This window comes from Achromobacter sp. GD03932 (assembly GCF_029839485.1).
Classification (GTDB): domain Bacteria; phylum Pseudomonadota; class Gammaproteobacteria; order Burkholderiales; family Burkholderiaceae_B; genus Achromobacter; species Achromobacter bronchisepticus_A.
Map to the genome: position 1 here is coordinate 32665 of NZ_JAOCAT010000036.1, position 22228 is coordinate 54892.

The window sequence follows — 22228 nt, forward strand, 5'->3', positions numbered from 1 at the left end:
CGGCGCGGCTTTACGCGCGCTGCAGCAAATCCAGCGCATGCGCATCAAAGCGCCGCAGGTTCGGGAACACCAGCCCCAGGTCCTCGCGGCTGGCGCCGAACCAGCCGCCCAGTGACGCGCCGAGCTGATCCACGGCCAGGGTCGGCAAGAGGCGGCCGTTGTCGACGAAGCCGGGGCCGTCCAGGGCGATTTCGGGGTGGTTGCCGTAGTAGCGTCCGCCCTTGACCGCCCCGCCCAGCACGAAGTGGTGCGAGCCCCAGCCATGGTCGGAGCCGTTGCCGTTGGAACCCAGGGTGCGGCCGAACTCGGAGGCGGTGAAGGTGGTCACCTGGTCCGCCACTCCTATCGCGGACAAGGCCTGCTGGAACGCGGCCAGTGCCTGGCCCAGTTCCTTCAGCAACGCCGGGTGGGTGTCGTTCAGGCCGGAGTGGTTGTCGTAGCCATTTTGCGAGACGAAGAAAACCTGGCGGCGCGCGCCCAGCGCCTGCCTGGCCGCGATGATGCGGGCGACGATCTTCAGCTGTTGCGCCAGGGGCGACGAGAAGTCGCCCGGCACGGCCACGTCCGCGAGCGCTGCGCGCAGGCGGCCGTCGGCGTCGATCGACTGGGCGGCGATGCGCGACATCTCGCGCTCCATCAGGTGTTCGCGCGGCTGCGTGATCAGCTGGCGCAGCAAGGCCGTGCAGGCGCTGGATCCATACATGTCGCGGCCCAGCAGGTCTATCTGCGTGGAGCCGTGGATGCCTACGCGGTATCCGGCGATCTTGCGTCCGGCCAGCAGCACGCTGCTGCCGCCCGCGGTGATGCCCGTGAAGGTGCGCTGCGCGTTGGCGTCGGCGAACAGATCGGTCAGCCTTCCGGCCCAGCCCGACGCCGCGCCTTCCGGCGCCAGCGCCTGCCAGTACGACTGCTGGTCGTTGTGCGAGAACAGCTTGGGCGGCAGGGGGACACGCGCGCCTATGTATTCCTGCTTGGATGTGGGTACAACCAGCGGGCCTATGTTCAGCAGCACCGCCATGTCGCCGCTTTCATACAAGGGCTTGAGCGGCGCCAGCGATGGCGCCAGCGCGAACTGGGCGCCGCCGGGCGCGGGCTCCTTGCCGCGCAGCGCCGTGGCCTGCAGGGTGTTGCGCGGCAAGGCGATGTCGGTGCGCGCCTGGGCGTAGGCCTTGTAGGCGGCCGTGTCATAGGGCACCAGCGAGTTGTAGGGGTCGTTGCCGCCGTACAGGAACACGCAGACCAGCGCCTTGTACGAGGAGGCCGGCGCCGATTGCGCCGCGGCCGCGCCCAGGGCCGCCAGGTTCAGCGCCAGCGGTGCGGCGGCGCCCGTGGCGCCCAGCGCGCAGGCGCGCAGCAGGAATTCGCGGCGGCTGGTTTGCGCGTCGTGGCGGGAATTCTTCATTTCTGCACCAGGTATTCGGGGCTGGCGGCCACCAGCATGATGGCGGCGCGCACGCGGTCGCGCGGCCGGCCCGCGGGTATCGTGGCCACGGCGCGCGCGATGCTGCCGGCGGTCTCGGCGGAATAGGCATCGCCCGCCAGCAGCAGCGCCACCCGCGCCACCAGGGCGGCCGGATCCTGCGCCAGCGCGATCTCGGCGGCGTAGGGCGTCTGCAGATCCTCCCAGCCCCGGTCCACATAGATGGCCAGGAAATTCAGGTAGCCGGCAATGCTGGTTTCGTCGGTGATCTGCAGTTCCGGCGCGACCAGATGCCGGCGCGCCAGCTCGGTCACCGGCGGCACGTAGCGCGGGCGGAAGAAATTGAAGACGCTGGCCGACCGCATCGGGCTCTGGGCCAGCCGGATCGTGTTGTCGGTGGTGTCCGGCATGGCCCAGGCGCCGCTGTTGGAGGTGGCGCCGAAGGCGCGCGCCCAGGCCGCGAAGCGCACGATGGGCTCGCGCACCTTGCCCCAGCCGGGCGCGGCCAGGTCCGGATTGCGCGCCTCGGGGTCCAGCAGGACGGCGCGCACCACGGCTTTCAGGTTGCCGCGCGTGCCGCTGCCGTCGTCGTCGAAGGCGGCCGACACGCGCGCGACATAGGCGCGGCTGGGATTGCTGGTGACCAGCCGCTGGATCAACTGCGTGCCGATGAAGGGCCCCACGTTGGGATGGGCGCAGATCACCTCCATGGCGCGCTTGAGCGACAGGTGGCCGTCGGTCCCCGCCGGCACCACCGCGCCCAGAAAGCGCTTTTCAGCCAGCGAGTGCAGCGCGTTGTTCAGGGCCATGGGGCGCCGGTGGAATTCGACGTCGGTTTCCGGGCCGTTGATGTCCCAGCCGGTGAACACCTTGGCCAGTCCCTGCACGTCGGCGTTGGTGTAGGTCTCGACGGGTGCGCCGTTGACCATCCGGACGGACCCGTCCGCCTCCAGCTCCAACAGGCCGATGCTGAACAACTGCATGACCTCGCGGGCGTAGTTCTCGTCCGGATGACGGCCGGTCTTGGGATCTTCCTTGCGGTTGCCGCGATAGGTCAGCATGCAGCCCATCGACAGGTTTTGGGTGACGGCCGTCAGTAGCTGCCGGTAATTGCCCAGGGCATGTTCCGCCAGCAGGTCCATGAAACCCGCGGCGCCGAACAGCGGCCAGGACGCGGTGATGGACGATACGCCCACCACGAAGATCTCCGACAGCGCGAACGCCACCCGCGTGCGGACCTGATCCGGGGCGGAGATGAACTTGCGCCACAGCGTGGATTCCAGCGGCGCGTTGATGCCGTTGCCCTTGAATTCCTCGGTGTTCTTGCGCTGCTGCAGCAGCCAGTCGAAATGGGTCTGCGACGGCGGCATGGCCAGCTGCGCGTCCAGCCAGGCCGCGTAGCCGTCGCGCACCACGGCGTCGATGTCGGCGGGCGTGGGGCCGAACGTGGCCTGCGCCAGGAAGCGGGAAGCCTGGCCCGGGGTCGGTTTTGCAGGGGAAGTATCGGCGGACTGCGGCGCAGCCGCTGACGGCGTAGCGGACATGCGCGGCACCTCGTCGAATGCGAAAACCTACGGTACTGAAGCCCCGGGCGGGCTTCAATACCGTCATTCGGACGAGAGACTAGTCCTAAAGCATGAGCTTCAGACCGAACGCGTGATGCCGCCGTCGATGCGGATGTTCTGGCCGGTGATGTAGGAAGAAGCGTCGGAAGCGAGGAACGCGATCAGGTCGGCGACTTCTTCGGCGGTGCCGTAGCGGCCCATCGGAATACGCGCGCGGCGGTCTTCCTTTTCCGGCAGGCTGTCGATGAAGCCGGGCAGCACGTTGTTCATCCGCACATTGTGTGCGGCGTACTCGTCGGCGAACACCTTGGTGAAGGCGGCCAGCCCGGCGCGGAACACGCCCGACGTCGGGAACAGCGCTTCGGGTTCGAAGGTGGCGTAGGTCGAAATATTGACGATGGCGCCGGACTTCTGCTGTTTCATCACCGGCGCGACCAGGCGCGTGATGCGCACCACGTTCAGCAGATAGAACTCCATGCCCAGGTGCCAGTCCTCGTCGCTGATCTCCAGCAGCGGGCCCTTGGGGCCGTGGCCGGCGCTGTTGACCACGGCATCGATCCTGCCCCATTTCTGCTGGGTGGCGTCCACCAGCCGCGCCAGGTCCTCGGGCGAGCGGTTGGACCCCGTGACGCCCAGGCCGCCCAGTTCCTGCGCCAGGGCTGCGCCCTTGCCGGAGGAGGACAGGATGGCCACGCGCCAGCCGTCGGCCGCCAGTTTGCGCGCCGCCGCCGCGCCCATGCCGCTGCCGCCGGCGGTGACGATCGCCACTTTTTCCGTGCTCATGCTCACTCCTGGTCTTGAATTATTTGGGAGCGGCCATTGTAGAAGCGGGAGCGACCCGCCACACCACATTGCCGACGTCGTCGGCGGTCAGCAGGCCACCCTGGCGGTCTATCGCCACCCCTACCGGCCGGCCCTGGGCTTCGCCGCTTTCGTTCAGAAAGCCCGTCAGCACGTCGCGCGCCGGCCCGTCGGGCTTGCCGTCGCGAAAGGGCACGAAGATGACCTTGTAGCCGCTGCGCGGATCGCGGTTCCATGAGCCGTGCTGGCCCACGAACATGCCGTCCGTGTAGGGCGCGGGCAGGCGCGACCCGCCCGACCAGGCCAGCCCCAGCGAGGCGGTGTGCGGACCCAGCGCGTAGTCGGGCACGATGGCGCGCGCCACCAGGTCGGGGCGCGGCGGCTGGACCCGGGTGTCGACGTGTTGGCCGAAATAGCTGTAGGGCCAGCCGTAGAAGCCGCCGTCCCGCACCGAGGTCATGTAGTCGGGCACCAGGTCGCTGCCCAGTTCGTCGCGCTCGTTGACGGCCGTCCACAGCGTCTTGCCGTCGGGCGCCCAGGCCATGCCCACGGGGTTGCGCAGACCGGTGGCGTACAGGCGCTTGTTGCCGCTGGCCACGTCGATTTCCCAGATGGCGGCGCGGCCCTCTTCGATGTCCATGCCGTTTTCGCCAACATTGCTGTTGGATCCCACGGACACATACAGTTTGCGGCCGTCGGGGCTGGCCAGCAGGTTCTTGGTCCAGTGATGATTCAGGCCCGCCGGCAGGTCGGTGACCTTGACGCCGGGGGCGCTGATGCGTTCTTGGCCGTTTTCGTAGGGAAAGCGCAGCACGGCGTCGGCATTGGCGACATACAGCTGGTTGCCGATCAAGGCCATGCCGAAGGGCGAGTTCAGGCCGTCGAGCAAGACGCTGCGCGTTTCGGCGACGCCGTCGTGGTCGGCATCGCGCAGCAGGGTGATGCGGTTTGCGCTCGGGGTCCGGGCGCCGGCGCGTTTCATCACCAGGCCGGCGACCCAGGCCTTGAAGCCGCCGGAAGCCGATTCGGGCTTGGGCGGCGCGTTGGTCTCGGCCACCAGCACGTCGCCGTTGGGCAGCACGTACAGCCAGCGTGGGTGGTCCAGGCCGCTGGCGAACTGCGTCACCGCCAGGCCGCTGGCGGCCACCGGATGCGCACCCGCGGGCCAGCCGACGGCCTTGGCGGTCTTCACGGTGGGGATGGCGGTGGGATTGGGGGCGGGCAGCTGGGGCGACGGACCCATGCCGGCTTCGACCGGCAGCGTGGCCATTTCGCCGCAGGCGTTGAGCGTGGCGGCGGCCATCACGGCGGCCAGCAGGATGCGGGGTGTGGGCATGATGCATGTTCCGGGGGCGGTGAGGTCCATCATACGCTTGGACCTCCGCGGACCCTGGGGCGATCAGCGCATCTGGAACGCTTCCTGATGCCAGCGCACGGGCTGGGCGCCCAGCTTGCGCAGGCCGCGCCTGAGCGCGTCGGCCAGGCCGGCGGGCCCGCAGAACCAGACGTCGGCGACGCGGCCCGCGGCCACCTCGCCCTGCGCCAGCGTACCGGCCGTCAGCGTGTCGCCGTCGCGCCCGCTGTGGATGGCGAGCGTCACACCGTCCAGCGCTGCGCAGCGTTCCTTGAGCAACGGCACGAAGGGATCGGTTGCAGCGTCGCGCACGCAGTAGTGCAGCCACACGCGCGGCGTCGGGGCCTGCCGGTCCTGCAGCGCCTCCAACCATGCGAGAAACGGCGTGACACCGATACCGCCCGCCACCCAGACCTGCGACGTCGAGGCCGCGTCCGGGGTCAATTGAAAGCGCCCGTATGGGCCTTCGACAGTTACCGGCTGGCCGATGCGCAGCGTGCGCGCCAGGCTGCGGGTGTAATCGCCCAGCGCCTTGATCTGGAACGTGACGCGGCGTTCGCCCTGATGCGGGGCGCTGGCGATGGTGTAGGGATGGGCGCCTTCCTTGCGGTCGAACGTGACGAAGGCGAACTGTCCCGCCTGGTGCGGCTGCCAATTGCCGTCGAGTTCGCAGCTGACCTCCAGGATGCCGCCTGGCTGGTGCGTCAGCGACACGATCCTGCCTTGCGCGCGGCGGCCGCTGCCCACGCGTCCCAGCAGCGCCACCAGCGCGGCGTAGGAACCGGCGACCAGCAGCGGAATCAGCAGCAGGCCGACGGGGCCGCTCCAGTAGCGCGCGGGCGCCAGCGCCGCCGTGTGGAACGCCAACGCCAGGAACAGCACAGGCATTGCGCGGTGCAGGAGACGCCATCCGCGGTAGGGAAAGCGCCGCCACAAGGTGATTGCGAGCATCGCGAGCAGCAGGTAGATCGACCATTCGCCCAGGTCCTTGGCCAGGCCGCGCGAGCTTTCAAAGAGCGTCAGCACGACGTCGCGGGCGGGGCGGTTGCCCGCGTCCGCCAGGCTTTTCAACGGGCCGCTGGCCAGCTTCAGCAACCAATGCGCGGCGCCTGCTGACACGGCGAGGATGCCGGCCCATTTATGCAGCCGGTAGATCTTGTCCATGCCGCCCAGCGGACGCTCCAGCCACGCGGGCCGCAGCGCCAGCAGCATGATCAAGGCCATCAGGCCGATGGACCAGACGCCGGTGAGGTAGAGGCCTTGCTGGCGCGCCACCCAGTACCAGGCGCCGGCGGCCGGCGGCTGCAGGATGAACGCGTCCAGGCCCCAGGCCAGGGTGAGGACTAGCAAGAAGCCGCCTACGGCGGCGCCGGTTCCTATCGGTTTCATGATGGCATCCGTGTTGGGGCGCTCGGCCCGCCGGATGCGGGCGGAGCGTGGGAAGGCGCGCGGGCGCCGGCGCTTCAGTCCTTGATGCGGCTGCGCAGGACGGCACCGCTCTGGGCATCGACCCGCAGCTTCACGCGCTGGCCTTGGGCGTTGTCGGCCTTGACGTCGTAGCGGCCGTGCTCGAGCTCGATCTCCGTGATGTTGCGATAGCCGGCGGCGGTCAGCGTGTCGTAGATCTGGCGCACGGTCAGCGTCGCGTTGGCGGGCGCCGTGGCGGCGGGCTGGACCGGCGCCGGGGCGGGCGTCTGGGCGTGCACGGCGGCGGCGCCGGTCAGGGTTGCGGCGCCAAGCGCCAGGGCGGCCAGAGTGTTGCGGATTGCGGTCATGGAATGGCTCCTAGGTTGTTGCGGGTTGCCGGAATGGCGACCATGACCGCATTATTCGGGTGTGCGGATGAACCAATTCTGAAGCTGCCGTTCACGTGCCGTTCATTTTCCAGGCGCTATAAATGGGCGGACAATCGCCGCTCATGGCGAACTCCGAATTGCGAAAGGAAACATGACCCGAGCAACGCGTACCCGAATCTGGCTGTCCTGCGGCGCGCTGATGCTGGCGCTGGCCGCGGGCCCCAACGTGGGGCTGGCCGATGAAAGCGACCATGAACAGGCGCGCCAGGCCTTGCAGGCCGGCAAGGTGCTGCCCCTGCGCTCGGTGCTGGACATCGTCGAGCGCGATTATCCGGGGCAGGTGGTCAAGGTCGAATTCGAAGAGGACGACGGCGAGTTCATCTACGAGATCCGGCTGCTGCAGAGCGGCGGCCGGCTGGTCAAGCTGAAGATCGACGCGCGCGACGGCAAGGTGCTGGGCGTGAAGGGGCGCGACATCCAATTCCGGGACAAGCACTGATGCGCATACTCGTGGTGGAAGACGAACCGACGCTGGCGACGCAACTGGCCGACGCCTTGCGCCAGGCCGGCTATACCGTCGACACCGCCGCGGACGGCGGAACGGCCCAGTACATGGGCGCGGTCGAGGCCTACGACGTGGTGGTGCTGGACCTGGGCCTGCCGGTGATGGACGGCCTGACGGTGCTCAAGCAGTGGCGAGCCGGCGGCCAGGGCATGCCGGTGCTGATCCTCACGGCGCGCGATAACTGGCACGAGAAGGTTGCCGGCATCGATGCCGGCGCGGACGATTACCTGACCAAGCCCTTCCACATGGAAGAGCTGCTGGCGCGGGTGCGGGCGCTCTTGCGCCGCTCCAGCAGCCACGCCAGCGCGCAATGGCGCTGCGGCCCGCTGATGCTGGACACGCGCCTGGCCAAGGTCACGGTGGACGGGCAGGCGCTGTCCCTTACCAGCCATGAATTCAAAGTGCTGGCCGTGCTGATGCAGCGCGCGGGCGAAGTGATTTCGCGCAGCGAGCTGACCGAGCATGTCTACGCCCAGGACCACGACCGCGATTCCAACACCATCGATGTGTTCATCGCGCGGCTGCGCAAGAAACTGCCGCCCGACACCATCGAAACCGTGCGCGGCCTGGGCTACCGCCTGGCCGGCGGCGCATGATGCCGCAGCGCGCGCCGGGCTCGCTGCGCTGGCGCTTGCTTGCCGGCACGCTGGCCTGGATCCTGGTCACGGTGGTGCTGGCCGGATGGGGCCTGGGCAGCCTGTTCCGCCAGCACATCACCGAACAATTGCGCGCCGAACTGACCCTGCACCTGAACCAGCTGACAGCCGCGGTAAACACCAGCCCGGATGGCCGCCTGGTGGTGTCGCCGCCCTTGAGCGACCCGCGGCTGGAACAGCCGCTGTCCGGCCTGTACTGGCAGATCGACCGGCTCGACGAACAGGGCCGCGCGGTGGCCGTGGGCGCGGCGCGCTCGCGGTCGCTCTGGGACCAGGTGCTGGCGCTGCCCGCCGCGGACAGCGCCGACGGGGCGTATGAAATCGCGGGGCCGGAAAAGCATAGCCTGACGGCCCTGACGCGCACGTTGGAACCGGCCGAGACCGAGGCAGCGCCGCTGCGCCTGATCGTGGCGGCCGACAGCCAGGTGTTGGCCGAGCCGATCGAACGTTTCAACCATATGCTGTTGATTTCGCTGGGTGCGCTGGCGGCAGGCTTGACGCTGGCGGCCGTGGTCCAGGTCCTGGTCGGGTTGCGGCCGCTGGCCAAGCTCAGGCGGCAGCTCGCCGGGCAGCAAGGGGGCGCCAGCGTGCGCATCGAAGGCCGTTTTCCCAGCGAAATCCAGCCGCTGGTCGACGACTTCAACCGCGTCCTGGCCGTCAATGCCGACATGGTGCAGCGCGCGCGCACGCAGGCCGGCAATCTGGCGCACGCGGTGAAAACGCCGCTGACGATCCTGGGCAATGCCGCGGCGCGCGAGGAAGGGCCGCTGGCGGCGCTGGTGCAGGAGCAGGTCGGCATGGCGCGCCGCCAGATCGACTATCACCTGGCGCGCGCCCGCGCCGCCGCCGCGTCCGGCGCGGCAGACAGCCGCACGCCGCTGCGCAAGCCCATCGAGGGGCTGCTGCGGGTCATGCAGCGCTTGTATGCGCAGCGCGGACTGCAACTGGAAATGCCGGCGTTCGCCGACGGCCTGGTGTTCCGCGGCGAAGAACAGGATCTGCAGGAGATGGTCGGCAACCTGCTGGACAATGCCTGCAAATGGGCCGAGCGCCACGTGCAGGTGAGCGCCAGCGCCGCCGGGCCGGGTCAGTTGCTCATCCAGATCGACGATGACGGCCCCGGCATTGCCGACGACGAGCGCGAACGCATCTTCCTGCGCGGCGTGCGCATGGATGAACAGCGTCCCGGATCGGGCCTGGGCCTGGATATCGTGCGCGACCTGGCCAGCACCTATGGCGGCCAGGCGCGCGCCGAGCGCTCGCCGCTGGGCGGCTTGAGGGTGTCGTTATGGCTGCCGGCCGCCTGAGGCCGGCGTCCGGGACTTACTTGACCAGCGTGACCGGCACTTCGGCCAGTTGCAGCACCTGATTGGCGACCGAGCCGATCAGGATGTTCGTCAGCGAGCCATTGCCGCGCGTGCCCATGACGATGCGGACGCAGCCATGATCGTGGGCGTATCCGGCGATTTCCGTGGCCGTATGGCCAAATGCCACGTGGCTGGTGTAGTCGGCGCCGGTCACATCCAGCAGCTTGCGCGCCTCGTCCGCGGCTTCCTGGCCTTCGCGCAGGTAGAACTCGTCGATCATGTCCTGCGTGATCAGGCGCGACAGGCCGGCGCGGCCTTGCACGGGCGTCTGGACGTTGAGCAGATGGATGCGCGCGGCGCCAGCGCCTTGGGCGAGCTGGCGGGCGTACAGGACGGCGCGGTTGGCGTTGTCGGAGCCGTCGACAGGGACCAGGATGTTCAGCATGGATGCTCCTTGACGGTTACTTGACCAGGGTGACGGGCAACTCCGTCAGATGCAGGACGCGGGTCGCGACCGAGCCCAGGAACCAGGACGACACCGAGCCCAGCCCGCGCGAGCCCATGTAGATTTCATCCGCGTCGGATTCGTCGGCCACGCGCACGATGGTCTCGGCGGCGGCGCCTACTTCGATGTGGGTCTGGAAGGGCACGCCGGCCCGGGTCAGCAATTCGCTGGCGGCTTGCAGCGCGTTGCGGCCTTCTTCCTCGTGATAGGCGTCGATCTCGGCCTGCGACAGGCCGCGGCCGATCTTGCCGGCTTTCAGGGGGATCTGGACCGTCAGGAGCTCCACGCGTTCGACGGGATCGTAGCTGCGGGCGTCGAGCAGGGCTTGGACCGCATGGACGGCGGGCTGCGAGCCGTCCACGGGAATCAGGATGCGTTTCATGAGCGTCTCCTTGTGTGCGCCGCGGGCGGCGTTGTAGTCCACTGTATCCGAATTATTCGCCGATTCGGACAGGGGCGTCATGCGCGGGATCAAACCAGGCGCAATCAGCCCGCGCCGCCGGGCGGCGGACCCGACGCAAAGTCAGCGCCAGCGCGGCTCCAGGACGTGCGCGTCGGCAGCCTGCCCGAGCAGGCGGACGGCCAGCGCGCCCAGCGCCTCGGCCGAGCCGCTGGTCTCCAGCCGCAGTCCGCCCGGGCCGCCGGCGCGCAGCAGGCCGCGCTCCTGCAGCTGGTGGCGCAGCCGGCGCGCCACCGGGGCGCCCGTTTCCAGCAACGGCACATCGGCGCCGGCGGCCGCCTGGATCGCGTCGCGCAGGAAGGGAAAGTGGGTGCAGCCCAGCACCAGCACGTCGGCGCCGGCCCCGCGCAATTCCGCCACGGGCGCGCGCACCGCGGCCTCGGCCTGGGGGCCGCTGAGCACGCCTTGCTCCACCAGCCGCACCCACTCGGGGCAAGGCCTGAACAGGATGCGGACTTCGGGCGCCTCGCGCTGGACCAGGGCGGCGAATTTGGGGCTGGCCAGGGTGCCGGTGGTGGCGAACACGCCGACCACGCCGCTCGTGGTCAGGTGCGCGGCGGGCTTGATGGCCGGCTCCACGCCGATGATGATCAGCTGCGGATGGCGTAGGCGCAACTGGGCGATGGCGGCCGCGGTGGCCGTATTGCAGGCCACCACCATGGCCTTGGCCTGGCGCGACACGAAGTAATCGGCGATCGTGCTGGCGCGCTGCTCGACGTAGTCCTGCGTTTTTTCGCCATAGGGCACGTGGGCGGAGTCGGCTACGTACAGCAGGGATTCGTGGGGCAGGGCGTCGCGGATGGCGCGCAGCACGCTCAGGCCGCCGACGCCGGAGTCGTAGATGCCTATGGGTGAATCTGGAGTCATGGCTGCAATGCGGAGTGCGGGTGCCGGGCAGTGTAGCGCCGCGCGCTCAGACCAGGGATTCCTCGCGCTGCCGCCGCGCCTCGCCGATCAGTTTGCGGGCTGCGCCGGAGAGCGCTTCGTCGCGCCAGATCAGGTTCAGCGGCGCGCGCAGTTCCGCCGGATGGGCCAGGTTGACGTAGGCCACGCCTTCGATGTTCACGCGGCGTAGCGACGCCGGCACCAGCGACACGCCCAGGCCGGCCGCGACCAGGCTCAGGGTGGACAGCATGCGCGGCGCTTCTTGCGCCACGCGCGGGCTGAAGCCGGCGGCGCCGCAGGCGGCGATGATGGCGTCGTACAGGCCCGGCCCGCTGTGGCGGCGGTAGAGGATCAGGGATTCATCGGCCAGTTCGGCCAGCGCAATGCGCTTGCGCGCACGGCCCTTGACGGCCGGGTGGTCGGCCGGAAACGCAGCCAGCATGGGTTCCTCCAGCACGGTTTCCACCACCACGCCGGGGTCCAGGCCATAGGGGCCGCGGATGAAGGCGACGTCCACGCGGCCCGCGGCCACGCCCTCCATGAGTTCGCCGGTGCTGCTTTCCTCCAGCACCAGCCGCACGTTGGGCGCCGCTTCGCGGAAGCGTCGGATGACGGAGGGCACAAAGGGATGGAAGGCCGCCGATCCGGTGAAGCCCACGGTCAGGCGTCCAGCCTCGCCCTGCGACACGCGCCGCACGCCTTCCACGGCCTGGTCCACCAGGGCCACGATGTTGCGCGCGTCGTCCAGCAGCGCGCGGCCGCTTTCGGTCAGCTCCATGCCGCGCGGCAGACGGTGGAACAGCGTCACCCCCAGCTCCTGCTCCAGTACGCGGATCTGCTGGCTGAGCGGGGGCTGGCGGATGCCCAGCCGCGCCGCGGCCTTGGTCAGATGGGATTCCTCGGCCACGGCCAGGAAGTAGCGCAGCAGTCTTAAATCTACGGATGCCATATTCAGCCGATATGAATATATAGTTAGTCATATATTAGACATTATCCAAGGCGGAGAGTAGGCTGCAATCTCGTTGTCCTTCCCCCGGTCCCACTCCGCGCCGCTTCCCCGGCGCCGGCATGAAAATGATGAACGCGGCACCTTCCATCTCCGAGGCCGATTTGCGGCCCGCGCCCACTTGCGGGCAATTGTTCTATGGCTTCCTGATGCTCGGCCTGACGGCATTCGGCGGCGCCTTGCCGCTGGCGCGCCGCATGGTCGTCGAAAAGCACCGCTGGCTCAGCGGCGCCGAGTTCACCGACCTGCTGGGCCTGTGCCAGTTCCTGCCCGGCGGCAATATCATCAACCTGTCGGTGGCGCTGGGCATGAAGTTCCGCGGCCCGCGCGGCGCGTTCGCGGCGCTGATGGGCCTGATCCTGGCGCCGTCCGCCATCGTGGTGCTGCTGGGCATGGTGTACGACCGCTTCCAGAACGATCCCCACATCCAGCACCTGTTTGCCGGGCTGGCCGCCGCCGCCGCGGGCTTGTTGATTTCCATGGCGGTGAAGATCGGGTTGCCGGTGGTCAAGCGCCGCGACTGGCTGGCCGGCGTGGTGGCCACGGCCTGCTTCATCGCCATCGCCGTGCTGCGCATTCCGCTTCTGCCCACCATGGCGGTGCTGACGCCGCTGAGCATCCTGATGGTCTGGAGGCAACGTCGATGATCCATACATTGATCGCCCTGGCCCTGATCTTTTCCGAGCTGTCCGTGCTGGCGTTCGGCGGGGGCAATACCATCCTGCCCGAGATGCAGCGCCAGGTGGTGGAAGTGCACGGCTGGATGAGCGCGGCGGATTTCTCCGCGCTGTTCGCCCTGGGACAGGCGGCCCCGGGCCCCAACCTGATGGTGGTCACGCTGGTCGGCTGGCATGTGGCGGGCGGCCTGGGCATGCTGGTCACCACCATCGCCAAGTTCGGCCCGTCGTCCATCATTACCGTGATCGCGCTGGGCCTGTGGGAACGCTTCAAGGACCGTCCCTGGCGCGGCGTCATTCAGGCGGGCATCTTCCCGATGACGGTGGGCTTGGTGGCGGCCAGCGCGGCGCTCATCACCGAGGCCTCGGTGCATACCTGGCTGCTGGGCGTCATTACCGCTGTGGTGGCGCTGCTGGGCAGCCTCACCCGCATCCATCCGCTGTGGCTGCTGTTCGGCGGCGCACTGGTCGGTTTGCTCGGCATCGGTTAGCGTTAGGGCTGCTCACACCAAAAGGAGCGCCGCATGCCGCCGCTCAAGGATTTCGAGCCCGAGGACGATTCCGCTGCCGGCGCCGCCCTGCCGTTCTTCCATGCGCATCGGCGCCTGGTCGGGTGTGCGGCGCTGCTGCTGGTCACGGCGGGCGGGCTGTACGCCCTGGGCGTGCCATGGGTCCTGGCGCTATTGCTGGGATTCGATGCGGGGGCGCTGGTGTTCCTGCTGATGACGGCGCGAGTGTTCGGCCGAACCAGCGCGGCGGCCATGCGCCAGCATGCGCAGCAGCAGGACGTGGGGCGCACCGGCGTGCTGTGGAGCAGCGTGGCGCTGTCCTGCATGGTGATGATGGCGCTGTGGGTGGAGCTGCGGGGGGAGAGCGGCGTGGGCAGCGTGCTGGCCATGCTGGCGGCCGCCGCGACCATCATCCTGTCGTGGCTCTACATGAACATGATCTTCGCCCTGCACTACGCGCATGGCTATTACGGTCATCGCAACGCCATGCACAAGGGGCTGGATTTTCCCGGCACGGAAGATCCGGACTACTGGGACTTCGCCTATTTCGCGCTGGTGCTGGGCATGACGTTCCAGGTGTCGGACGTGCAGATCGTGAACCGGCGCCTGCGCCGCACGGCGCTGACGCACAGCGTCATCGCCTTTTTCTTCAACGTCTTCATCATCGCCATCAGCGTCAACGTGGCGGCGGGGCGGGCCTAGAGCGTGTCATGAACTTTGCCGCGATCGCCCGACCGTAGTTGGGTGACAGCCTGCCGCCCTTAGCCAACAGACTGGCGGGGCTTCGGTTCGTGGTCTTCAGCATGCTGATGCCGGGAAATGCTGCCAACCTGCTCCACAGTTCATAACACGCTCTAAATATCGGCTACATCGCGCAGCCGTACGCCGGAGAAGTTGGCCGCACTCAATGCGTCAAACATCGCGCGGTCGCAGATGGGAGGTGCTCCCATGCGATCCTGGCGGAAGATATGGGCATCTCCCACAACATCCTGTTTGAACACCAAGCTGGCTCCGCCGACGAGGCTATAAAGTTTCTCGCCCTCGCCGGTCTGATAATTGTGGTCGAGCTTGATCCTCACGCGAGAAGAGGCTTCATCCAGGGCATCGAGTCTGCGCAGCACATTGCCTAGGTAGTACTGAGGGGCGGGGCTGCCGTCAGCAAGGCTGAAGTCGCATGCCACAAATGCAAACGCCTCGGCGTCCAACTGCTCAAACAGTTGCTTCAACGGCTCCGACACAATCCATATGCCAGCGAGCTCTTCCAGATCGCGTGGCATTCCGCCCTTCTCCGGTACATGAACCAGGCGGGGACGCTCCGGATACTGATCCGGCATTCCATCAGGACGCGAGACGACGTTCGTCCCCGGATCGATCAGCTTCTCTTCGTTGGCGATCTCGATGCCGGGAACCCTGCCGTTTCCCAAGAAGCTGGCGTCGATCAGGAAAAATTCGCCCTTATGAGATGCGGCTTCGGCTGAAACTTCAATGGCGGTCGGTTCGGTCACGGTGGCTTCCATCACGGATGCGGGGGCAGAACGGGAATGCGGTTGAGCCGATGCTGGCGGGGCTTGGGCGCAGCCACAAGTTCCGTCGAAGTGGTCTTCAGCATGCCGATGCTGGGAAATGCTGCCGACCTACTCCAAAGTTCATAGCACGCGCTGGGGCCGCGCCCCTGGGTCTTGCGTCAGGCCGGGCCGCGTCAGGCCGCGCCCAGGCGCCACAAGGACGTGACTTCCTTCGAACGCGCCGCATGCAGCGGGTCGCTCGCGTCTTGCGCGCGGCCGTGAGTGGGACGCGTGTCGATGCGCTCGATCACGCGCAAGCCGGCCTGGCTGATCATCTCCAGCAGCGCTTCGCGGCTGCGCAGGCCCAGATGCTCGGCCAGGTCCGACAGGATCAGCCAGCCTTCGCCGTTGGGCGTCAGATGCGCCGCCAGTCCATTCAGGAAGCCGCGCAGCATGCGGCTGTCGGGGTCGTAGACGGCATGCTCCACGGGCGAGCTGGGGCGGGCGGGCAGCCAGGGCGGGTTGCAGACGATCAGCGACACCCGGCCTTCGGGGAACAGGTCGGTCTGTTCGACGTCGACCTGCTTGGACAGGCCCAGGCGCTCCAGGTTTTCACGGGCGCAGGCCAGCGCGCGCGGATCCATGTCGGTGGCGATGACGCGCTTGCCGCCGCGGCGCGCGATCACGGCAGCCAGCACGCCGGTGCCGGTGCCGATGTCGAAGGCCACGCTGCCGCGCGGCATCGGGGTGCGTGCCACCAGGTCAACGTACTCGCCGCGCAGCGGCGAGAACACGCCGTAGTGCGGATGGATGCGGGCATTCAGTGCGGGAATCTCCACGCCTTTCTTGCGCCATTCGAAGGCGCCGATCAGGCCCAGCAGTTCGCGCAGCGACGCGACGTAGGGCTCGGCGGCGGGACCGTGGGCTTCCTCGCAGGCCAGGCGCGCGTCGGGCGCGCGGCGCAGCGGAATGCCGTGACCGGCGTCGAACGGAATCAGCAGCATGCCCAGGATGCGGGCGCGCTGCGACTGGATCTGGCGGTGCTGGTTGAAGGCGTCCAGCAGGCTGTCCACGGGTTTGCGGGGACGCTTGTCGACCCGCCGCGTGATGGCTTGCAGCAATTGCCGCGCATTCTGGAAATCGCCGCGCCACAGCAGGCCGACGCCTTCGCAGGCCTGGCGGTAGGCCATGTCGGCGGTCATGGTGTCGTCCGCCACCACCACGCGCTTGGGCGGCGCGGCGCCGGATTCGGAGCGCCAGCGGGCGGCGTGCGGGGTCTGGTTTTCTTCCCAGCGGATTTCAGGGACGGTCAACGTGTCGCTCCAGCAAGGCGGGGCGCGCGGGGCAGGGTGGTCATGGAGAAAGCAAAAAGAAGGGGCGCGGGCTGCCAATGTAGCAGCTTCGCGCCCCGTCGCGGCACCCGCCTGGCTCAGTGGAACAGCACCACCGCCTTCTGCAGCGTGATCCAGATGCCCCAGGCCAGGGGGATACCCACGCAGGCCCAGGCGAACACCACCAGCGCCGCCGGCGTGCGGAACGCGGATGTTCCGACCCCGTGCGTTTCCGTGGCGACCGCGCGTTCGTGGGCCAGCGCCTTCTCGCGCGCCAGTTCTTCGTCATTCATGAAGTACTTGGGATTCACGGGCCGGATCGCCAGGTTGCACAGGAAACCCAGCACCAGCATGCCCGCCAGGATGTACATGGTGATGTCGTACACCTGGGCGCGCGGCACGCCGATGGACAGCTGGTATTCGCGGATGTAGTTCACCAGCACCGGCCCGAAGATGCCCGCCGCCGACCAGGCCGTCAGCAGCCGGCCATGGATGGCGCCCACCATCTGCGTGCCGAACAGGTCGGCCAGGTACGCCGGCACGGTGGAGAAGCCGCCGCCGTACATAGACAGGATGATGCAGAAAGCGGCCACGAACAGAGCCAGCGCGCCGATGTGCGCGGTCCAGGGGATGGCCGAATACAGCGCGAAACCCAGCACGAAGAAGATGAAGTAGGTGGTCTTGCGGCCCAGCTTGTCGGACAGGCTGGCCCAGAAGAAGCGGCCGCCGATATTGAACAGGCTAAGCAGGCCGGTGAAGCCGGCGGCGATGGCGGCGATGGCCGCCAGCTGGTTCTTGTCCAGCTGCGAGTAACCCAGCTCAGGCTGGTTGATCAGGCCGCCGCCGAACACTTCCTGCAGCAGCGGCGAGGCCATGCCCAGGATGCCGATGCCGGCCGTGACGTTCAGGCACAGCGCCCACCACACCAGCCAGAACTGCGGCACGCCCCAGACGCGCTGCACATGGACGTGGCCCTTGGTGATCATGGCGTTGCCGGCATGCTTGGCCGGCGCGGTCCAGCCCTCGGGCTTCCAGCCGGTCGGCGGCACGCGGTAGCCCAGCGCGCCCGACATCATGAAGACGAAGTACACCGCTGCCATGGTCAGGAAGGTCTGCCAGACGCCCGGCGATTCAGGCGTGGCAAAGTGGCGCATCAGCAGGTCGGCCAGCGGCGCGCCTATCATGGCGCCACCGCCAAAGCCCATGATGGCCATGCCCGTGGCCATGCCGCGGCGGTCGGGGAACCACTTGATCAGCGTGCTCACGGGCGAGATGTAGCCCAGCCCCAGGCCGATGCCGCCGATGACGCCCGAGCCCAGCCATAGCATCCACATCTGGTGCAGGTACACGCCCATGGCGGAGATGACCAGGCCGCCGCACCAGCACAGGGCCGACACCACGCCCGCCTTGCGCGGGCCCGCGCGTTCCAGCCAGCCGCCCCACAGCGCGGCCGAGCAGCCCAGCAGCACGAAGAACAGGGTGTACATCCACCCCATGGTCGAAATCTTCCAGTCGCAATTGGTGGCGAACAGCTCGGCGACGAGGCTCATGTCCGCGGGGCAGGCCAGCGGCTTGGCGCCGCCCACCACCTTGGACAGCGGCAGCCAGAACACCGAGAAGCCATAGGCCATGCCGATGCACAGGTGGATGGCAAGGGCGGCAGGGGGAACCAGCCAGCGCGAGAAGCCCGGGCCGGCGATGGTGCGTTCCTTATCGAAAAAACCCGGCTTTGAACCGGGCAGGTCCAGCGTGGCAGTGCTTTGCATGTTGTCTCCTCTTTTGGCGCCGCTCATTGGCATGCGTGGTCCGGCATCCGGCCGGTCCCGCCGCCTTTTTCTCTTGTGGTGTTTCTGTCGTCTTGCCGGGCGCTATGGCGTTACGCCACACGGGCGAGCGGCGTGAGGCGCTGCCGGTTCTGCGTGACCGCTTCCAGCACCAGCGGGTGCAGGCGTTCCTCGCCAGCATTGCCGTCCGGACTTCTTTCGAGAAAGTTCAGAAGCTCATTGCGCATGCGCGGCTCCCAGAACTTGTGGATATGGTTGGCCACGCCTTCCAGGGCCTCGGGCCGGTCGGGCATGGCTTCGAAGAATTGGCCGATGCGGTTGGCCATGCGGATCAGATTGCCGATTTCCATGCTTGGGTCAGGTCCAGTTCAGGGGGTGATGCGTGATGGGTGGGTGTACAGCGTGGCGTCGTCGCCGCGCAGAAAGCCCAGCAGGCTGACATTGGCGTCCTGGGCCAGGCGGATGGCGAGCGCCGTGGGCGCGGACACCGAGGCCAGCACGGCCACGCCGGCCGCCGCGGTTTTCTGCACCATTTCGAAACTGGCACGGCTGGACACCACGACGATGCCGTCGCCGGCATGCATGGCCTGGCGCGCCAGGGCGCCGACCAGCTTGTCCAGAGCATTATGGCGCCCCACGTCCTCGCGCACCAGCGCGACCGTACCGTCGGCGCCGGCCCAGCCCGCGGCGTGGGTGGCGCCGGTGATTTCGTGCAGCGCCTGGCGCGCCCGCATTTCGCGCATGGCGGCCAGCACGGCCTGGATGCGCACGGGCGAGCCGTTGGTGACGGGCGCCACCGGCCGCAGCACTTCGGGTAGCGTCTCCACGCCGCACAGGCCGCAGCCGGTGCGCCCGGCCATGGCCCGGCGGCGCGACTTCAGCCGCACTTCACAGGCGGTGGAAATTTCCAGCTGGACCACGATGCCGTCGCATTGCGGCAGCAGGTCGATGCCGCGCACGTCGCTGACGCCGTCGATGATACCCTCGGACAGCGCGAAGCCCACCGCGAAGTCTTCCAGGTCGGCCGGCGTGGCCAGCATGGTGGCGTGGCTGATGCCGTTGAACTCCAGCGCGACCGGCGTTTCCTCGGCCACGGAGTCGGCTTCGACCCCGGGGACCAGGGCGCCGCCCCGCACGCGGGTGACCTGTACCTGCGTGCAGTCGGGGCGGGAAGGCGGGGGCGTGGGCATGGCGGCGTCCTGGCGGTTCGGGCTGAGGGTTATTTCCCGGTCAGCGCCGCCTCGCTTTCGCGCGAACGCTCGCGCAGCAGCTTTTGCTGGATGTCTGCAAAGCGCGACCACTGGCGCTGCCACTCCGAAGGCTGGGACACGCGCGTGACCTGCACGGCCGTCACCTTGTACTCGGGGCAGTTGGTGGCCCAGTCGGAGCTGTCGGTGGTGACGACGTTGGCGCCGGACTCGGGGAAATGGAAGGTGGTGTATACCACGCCCGGCTGCACCCGGTCGGTCAGCGTGGCCCGCAACACGGTCTCGCCCGCGCGGCTCTGGATGCCGACCCAGTCGCCATCCTTCACGCCGCGGTCCTCGGCGTCCTGCGGATGCAGTTCCAGCACGTCCTCGCCATGCCACATGACGTTGGGCGTGCGCCGGGTCTGCGCGCCCACGTTGTACTGCGACAGGATGCGGCCCGTGGTCAGCAGCAGCGGGAAGCGGCGCGTGCTGCGCTCGTCCGTGGGCACGTACTTGGTGATCATGAACTTGCCCTTGCCGCGCACGAATTCGTCGATGTGCATGATGGGCGTGCCATCGGGCGCTTCGTCGTTGCAGGGCCATTGCAGGCTGCCCTGCTTGTCCAGCTTTTCATAGCTGACGCCGGTGAAGGTCGGCGTCAGGCGCGCGATCTCGTCCATGATCTCGCTGGGATGCTTGTAATTCATGGGGTAGCCCAGCGCGTTGGACAGCGCCACCGTCACTTCCCAGTCGGACTTGCCGTTCTTGGGTTCCATCACCTTGCGCACGCGCGAGATGCGGCGTTCGGCGTTGGTGAAGGTGCCGTCTTTTTCCAGGAACGAGGAGCCGGGCAGGAACACGTGGGCGTACTTGGCGGTTTCGTTCAGGAACAGGTCCTGCACCACGATGCATTCCATGGCAGCAAGGGACGCCGCCACGTGCTGCGTGTTGGGGTCCGACTGCACGATGTCCTCGCCCTGGCAGTACAGGCCCTTGAACGAACCGCCCAGCGCGGCCTCGAACATGTTGGGGATGCGCAGGCCGGGTTCCGGCTGCAGGGTCACGCCCCAGTCCTGCTCGAACTGCGCGCGCACCGTGTTGTCGGAAATGTGGCGGTAACCCGGCAGCTCATGCGGGAACGAGCCCATGTCGCACGAGCCCTGCACGTTGTTCTGCCCGCGCAGCGGGTTCACGCCCACGCCTTCGCGGCCGATATTGCCGGTGGCCATGGCCAGGTTGGCGATGGCCATGACGGTGGTGGAGCCCTGGCTGTGTTCGGTCACGCCCAGGCCGTAGTAGATCGAGCCGTTGCCGCCGGTGGCATACAGGCGCGCCGCGCCGCGCACGGCCTGCGCCGGCACGCCGGTGATTTCTTCCATGGCTTCCGGCGAGTTCTCAGGCAGCGAGACGAAGTCACGCCATTCCTTGAAGGCCTTGGCTTCGCAGCGCTCGGCCACGAAGTCCTCGGCGATCAGGTTTTCGGTGGCGATCACGTGAGCCAACGAGGACAGCAGGGCGGTGTTGGTGCCGGGGCGCACCTGCAGGTGGAAGTCGGCCTTGATGTGCGGCGAACTGACCAGTTCGATGCGGCGCGGATCGATCACGATCAGGCGCGCGCCCTGGCGCAGGCGGCGCTTCAGGCGCGAGGCGAACACCGGATGGCCGCTGCTGGGGTTGGCGCCCATCACGATGACCACGTCGGTGTGCATGACGGAATCGAAGGTCTGGGTGCCGGCGGATTCGCCCAGCGTCTGCTTCAGGCCGTAACCGGTGGGCGAGTGGCAGACCCGCGCGCAGGTGTCGACGTTGTTGGTGCCGAAGGCGGCGCGTACCAGCTTTTGCACCAGCCAGGTTTCTTCGTTGGTGCAGCGCGAGGAGGTGATGCCGCCGACCGCATCGCGGCCGTACTGGCCCTGGATGCGGCGGAATTCGGAGGCCGCATAGTTGATCGCCTCGTCCCAGGACACTTCCTTCCAGGAGTCGGTGATGTGCTTGCGGATCATGGGCTTGAGCACGCGTTCCTTGTGCGTGGCGTAGCCCCAGGCGAAGCGGCCCTTGACGCAGGAATGGCCGCGGTTGGCCTGGCCGTCCTTCCAGGGCACCATGCGCACCACTTCCTGGCCCTTCATCTCGGCCTTGAAGCCGCAGCCCACGCCGCAGTAGGCGCAGGTGGTCACGACCGAGTGTTCGGCCTGGCCCATCATGATGACGGTCTTTTCCTGCAGGGTGGAGGTCGGACAGGCCTGCACGCAGGCGCCGCAAGACACGCATTCGCTATCCAGGAAGGGCTGGTCCTGCCCCGGCGACACGCGCGATTCGAAGCCCTTGCCGGAGATCGTCAGGGCGAAGGTGCCCTGCGTTTCCTCGCAGGCACGCACGCAGCGGTTGCAGACGATGCACTTGGAGGCGTCATAGGTGAAGTACGGATTGGACTCGTCCTTTTCGCTCTTCAGGTGGTTGGCGCCGTCGTAGCCGTAGCGCACGTTGCGCAGGCCCACCACGCCGGCCATGTCCTGCAGTTCGCAGTCGCCGTTGGCCGGGCAGGTCAGGCAGTCCAGCGGGTGGTCGGAGATGTACAGCTCCATCACGCCGCGGCGCAGGTCGTGCAGCTTGGGGGTTTCGGTGTAGACCACCATGCCGTTCTCGGCCGGGGTGGTGCACGACGCGGGATAGCCGCGGCGGCCTTCGATCTGGACCAGGCACAGCCGGCACGAACCGAAGGGCTCCAGGCTGTCGGTGGCGCACAGCTTGGGAATGTTGATGCCGGCCTCGGCGGCCGCGCGCATCAGCGAGGTGCCTTCGGGCACCGTGATTTCCTGGCCGTCTATGGTCAGGGTGACGGTTACGGCGGACTCGCGCGCCGGCGTGCCCAGGTCGCGATCGCGCTTGATGACGGTTTCTAGCATGTCGGT

The 22228-nt window shown here is 68.0% G+C and carries 22 protein-coding genes; 6 read left to right on the forward strand and 16 right to left on the reverse strand.

Annotated features, from left to right (window positions below):
- Positions 1-10: 10 nt before the first annotated feature.
- From N5C88_RS26795 to N5C88_RS26820, 6 genes are all read right to left on the reverse strand, one after another.
- Positions 11-1402 (reverse strand): DUF1501 domain-containing protein, encoded by a 1392-nt coding sequence (locus tag N5C88_RS26795; protein ID WP_118933782.1) that lies wholly within the window; start codon positions 1400-1402, stop codon positions 11-13.
- The gene (locus N5C88_RS26800) at positions 1399-2964 is read right to left on the reverse strand and encodes a DUF1800 domain-containing protein (RefSeq protein ID WP_280016577.1); all 1566 of its coding nucleotides are present in this window, start codon (positions 2962-2964) and stop codon (positions 1399-1401) included. The genes N5C88_RS26795 and N5C88_RS26800 overlap by 4 nt, the downstream gene beginning before the upstream one ends.
- 99 nt (positions 2965-3063) lie before the next feature.
- Positions 3064-3768 carry an SDR family oxidoreductase gene (locus N5C88_RS26805; RefSeq protein WP_280016578.1) on the reverse strand — a complete coding sequence of 235 codons (705 nt, stop codon included), beginning with the start codon at positions 3766-3768 and terminating at the stop codon, positions 3064-3066.
- 19 nt (positions 3769-3787) lie between these two features.
- Positions 3788-5122: a sorbosone dehydrogenase family protein gene (locus N5C88_RS26810; RefSeq protein WP_280016579.1), complete on the reverse strand. Its 1335-nt coding sequence runs from the start codon at positions 5120-5122 to the stop codon at positions 3788-3790.
- 63 nt (positions 5123-5185) lie between these two features.
- Positions 5186-6529 carry a ferric reductase-like transmembrane domain-containing protein gene (locus N5C88_RS26815; RefSeq protein ID WP_059377883.1) on the reverse strand — a complete coding sequence of 448 codons (1344 nt, stop codon included), beginning with the start codon at positions 6527-6529 and terminating at the stop codon, positions 5186-5188.
- Between the two features lie 74 nt (positions 6530-6603).
- On the reverse strand, positions 6604-6915 hold the full coding sequence (locus N5C88_RS26820) for a PepSY domain-containing protein (protein WP_059377886.1): 312 nt from the start codon (positions 6913-6915) through the stop codon (positions 6604-6606).
- A gap of 220 nt (positions 6916-7135) precedes the next feature.
- On the opposite strand from N5C88_RS26820, the gene N5C88_RS26825 reads away from it, so the two are divergent.
- Genes N5C88_RS26825 through N5C88_RS26835 form a run of 3 tightly spaced genes read left to right on the forward strand, consistent with a single transcriptional unit; the run spans position 7136 to position 9464 of the window.
- Positions 7136-7435 carry a PepSY domain-containing protein gene (locus N5C88_RS26825; protein ID WP_280016585.1) on the forward strand — a complete coding sequence of 100 codons (300 nt, stop codon included), beginning with the start codon at positions 7136-7138 and terminating at the stop codon, positions 7433-7435.
- Positions 7435-8097 (forward strand): response regulator transcription factor, encoded by a 663-nt coding sequence (locus N5C88_RS26830; protein ID WP_059377893.1) that lies wholly within the window; start codon positions 7435-7437, stop codon positions 8095-8097. The genes N5C88_RS26825 and N5C88_RS26830 overlap by 1 nt, the downstream gene beginning before the upstream one ends.
- Positions 8094-9464 (forward strand): sensor histidine kinase, encoded by a 1371-nt coding sequence (locus tag N5C88_RS26835; RefSeq protein ID WP_280016580.1) that lies wholly within the window; start codon positions 8094-8096, stop codon positions 9462-9464. Before N5C88_RS26830 ends, N5C88_RS26835 begins: the two co-directional genes overlap by 4 nt.
- Before the next feature lie 16 nt (positions 9465-9480).
- Here N5C88_RS26835 and N5C88_RS26840 read toward each other — a convergent pair whose 3' ends face one another.
- From N5C88_RS26840 to N5C88_RS26855, 4 genes are all read right to left on the reverse strand, one after another.
- Complete coding sequence (locus N5C88_RS26840) at positions 9481-9909, reverse strand: universal stress protein (RefSeq protein WP_059377897.1); 429 nt, start codon at positions 9907-9909, stop codon at positions 9481-9483.
- Positions 9910-9925: 16 nt separating this feature from the next.
- Entirely contained in the window at positions 9926-10351 is a 426-nt protein-coding gene (locus tag N5C88_RS26845) for a universal stress protein (RefSeq protein WP_251881048.1), read from the reverse strand.
- A gap of 141 nt (positions 10352-10492) precedes the next feature.
- Positions 10493-11296: a glutamate racemase gene (gene murI / locus N5C88_RS26850; RefSeq protein WP_251881050.1), complete on the reverse strand. Its 804-nt coding sequence runs from the start codon at positions 11294-11296 to the stop codon at positions 10493-10495.
- A gap of 46 nt (positions 11297-11342) precedes the next feature.
- Positions 11343-12263, reverse strand: a complete 921-nt coding sequence (locus N5C88_RS26855) for a LysR substrate-binding domain-containing protein (protein WP_251881052.1) — start codon at positions 12261-12263, stop codon at positions 11343-11345.
- A gap of 128 nt (positions 12264-12391) precedes the next feature.
- Here N5C88_RS26855 and N5C88_RS26860 point away from each other — a divergent pair, with 128 nt between their 5' ends.
- From N5C88_RS26860 to N5C88_RS26870, 3 genes are read left to right on the forward strand one after another with little or no spacing between them, the layout of a single operon-like run.
- Entirely contained in the window at positions 12392-12967 is a 576-nt protein-coding gene (locus tag N5C88_RS26860) for a chromate transporter (RefSeq protein ID WP_187524047.1), read from the forward strand.
- Entirely contained in the window at positions 12964-13488 is a 525-nt protein-coding gene (locus N5C88_RS26865) for a chromate transporter (RefSeq protein ID WP_059377909.1), read from the forward strand. Before N5C88_RS26860 ends, N5C88_RS26865 begins: the two co-directional genes overlap by 4 nt.
- A 33-nt stretch (positions 13489-13521) precedes the next feature.
- A complete protein-coding gene (locus N5C88_RS26870) occupies positions 13522-14208 on the forward strand; it encodes a DUF1345 domain-containing protein (RefSeq protein ID WP_118933776.1) in 687 nt (228 codons plus the stop codon).
- A gap of 152 nt (positions 14209-14360) precedes the next feature.
- On the opposite strand, the gene N5C88_RS26875 is transcribed toward N5C88_RS26870, so the two are convergent.
- The 6 genes from N5C88_RS26875 to fdhF all read right to left on the reverse strand — a co-directional run bounded on the left by N5C88_RS26875 (position 14361) and on the right by fdhF (position 22222).
- The gene (locus tag N5C88_RS26875) at positions 14361-15026 is read right to left on the reverse strand and encodes a DUF1629 domain-containing protein (RefSeq protein ID WP_347881411.1); all 666 of its coding nucleotides are present in this window, start codon (positions 15024-15026) and stop codon (positions 14361-14363) included.
- Positions 15027-15205: 179 nt separating this feature from the next.
- On the reverse strand, positions 15206-16324 hold the full coding sequence (locus N5C88_RS26880) for a class I SAM-dependent methyltransferase (RefSeq protein WP_251881058.1): 1119 nt from the start codon (positions 16322-16324) through the stop codon (positions 15206-15208).
- 116 nt (positions 16325-16440) lie between these two features.
- A complete protein-coding gene (locus N5C88_RS26885) occupies positions 16441-18108 on the reverse strand; it encodes an OFA family MFS transporter (RefSeq protein ID WP_059377919.1) in 1668 nt (555 codons plus the stop codon).
- Positions 18109-18218: 110 nt separating this feature from the next.
- Complete coding sequence (locus N5C88_RS26890) at positions 18219-18476, reverse strand: formate dehydrogenase subunit delta (protein ID WP_118933773.1); 258 nt, start codon at positions 18474-18476, stop codon at positions 18219-18221.
- An 18-nt stretch (positions 18477-18494) separates the two neighbouring features.
- Positions 18495-19316: a formate dehydrogenase accessory sulfurtransferase FdhD gene (gene fdhD / locus N5C88_RS26895; protein ID WP_280016582.1), complete on the reverse strand. Its 822-nt coding sequence runs from the start codon at positions 19314-19316 to the stop codon at positions 18495-18497.
- Positions 19317-19345: 29 nt separating this feature from the next.
- On the reverse strand, positions 19346-22222 hold the full coding sequence (gene fdhF / locus N5C88_RS26900; RefSeq protein ID WP_059377926.1) for a formate dehydrogenase subunit alpha: 2877 nt from the start codon (positions 22220-22222) through the stop codon (positions 19346-19348).
- Between the last annotated feature and the right edge of the window lie 6 nt (positions 22223-22228).

What these genes read in the sequence shown, in the direction of transcription:
- N5C88_RS26795 (WP_118933782.1), bottom strand. Translation starts at nt 1,402, where the DNA reads ATGAAGAATTCCCGCCACGACGCGCAAACCAGCCGCCGCGAATTCCTG.
- N5C88_RS26800 (WP_280016577.1), bottom strand. Translation starts at nt 2,964, where the DNA reads ATGTCCGCTACGCCGTCAGCGGCTGCGCCGCAGTCCGCCGATACTTCC.
- N5C88_RS26805 (WP_280016578.1), bottom strand. Translation starts at nt 3,768, where the DNA reads ATGAGCACGGAAAAAGTGGCGATCGTCACCGCCGGCGGCAGCGGCATG.
- N5C88_RS26810 (WP_280016579.1), bottom strand. Translation starts at nt 5,122, where the DNA reads ATGCCCACACCCCGCATCCTGCTGGCCGCCGTGATGGCCGCCGCCACG.
- N5C88_RS26815 (WP_059377883.1), bottom strand. Translation starts at nt 6,529, where the DNA reads ATGAAACCGATAGGAACCGGCGCCGCCGTAGGCGGCTTCTTGCTAGTC.
- N5C88_RS26820 (WP_059377886.1), bottom strand. Translation starts at nt 6,915, where the DNA reads ATGACCGCAATCCGCAACACTCTGGCCGCCCTGGCGCTTGGCGCCGCA.
- N5C88_RS26825 (WP_280016585.1), top strand. Translation starts at nt 7,136, where the DNA reads ATGCTGGCGCTGGCCGCGGGCCCCAACGTGGGGCTGGCCGATGAAAGC.
- N5C88_RS26830 (WP_059377893.1), top strand. Translation starts at nt 7,435, where the DNA reads ATGCGCATACTCGTGGTGGAAGACGAACCGACGCTGGCGACGCAACTG.
- N5C88_RS26835 (WP_280016580.1), top strand. Translation starts at nt 8,094, where the DNA reads ATGATGCCGCAGCGCGCGCCGGGCTCGCTGCGCTGGCGCTTGCTTGCC.
- N5C88_RS26840 (WP_059377897.1), bottom strand. Translation starts at nt 9,909, where the DNA reads ATGCTGAACATCCTGGTCCCTGTCGACGGCTCCGACAACGCCAACCGC.
- N5C88_RS26845 (WP_251881048.1), bottom strand. Translation starts at nt 10,351, where the DNA reads ATGAAACGCATCCTGATTCCCGTGGACGGCTCGCAGCCCGCCGTCCAT.
- murI (WP_251881050.1), bottom strand. Translation starts at nt 11,296, where the DNA reads ATGACTCCAGATTCACCCATAGGCATCTACGACTCCGGCGTCGGCGGC.
- N5C88_RS26855 (WP_251881052.1), bottom strand. Translation starts at nt 12,263, where the DNA reads ATGGCATCCGTAGATTTAAGACTGCTGCGCTACTTCCTGGCCGTGGCC.
- N5C88_RS26860 (WP_187524047.1), top strand. Translation starts at nt 12,392, where the DNA reads ATGAACGCGGCACCTTCCATCTCCGAGGCCGATTTGCGGCCCGCGCCC.
- N5C88_RS26865 (WP_059377909.1), top strand. Translation starts at nt 12,964, where the DNA reads ATGATCCATACATTGATCGCCCTGGCCCTGATCTTTTCCGAGCTGTCC.
- N5C88_RS26870 (WP_118933776.1), top strand. Translation starts at nt 13,522, where the DNA reads ATGCCGCCGCTCAAGGATTTCGAGCCCGAGGACGATTCCGCTGCCGGC.
- N5C88_RS26885 (WP_059377919.1), bottom strand. Translation starts at nt 18,108, where the DNA reads ATGCAAAGCACTGCCACGCTGGACCTGCCCGGTTCAAAGCCGGGTTTT.
- N5C88_RS26890 (WP_118933773.1), bottom strand. Translation starts at nt 18,476, where the DNA reads ATGGAAATCGGCAATCTGATCCGCATGGCCAACCGCATCGGCCAATTC.
- fdhD (WP_280016582.1), bottom strand. Translation starts at nt 19,316, where the DNA reads ATGCCCACGCCCCCGCCTTCCCGCCCCGACTGCACGCAGGTACAGGTC.
- fdhF (WP_059377926.1), bottom strand. Translation starts at nt 22,222, where the DNA reads ATGCTAGAAACCGTCATCAAGCGCGATCGCGACCTGGGCACGCCGGCG.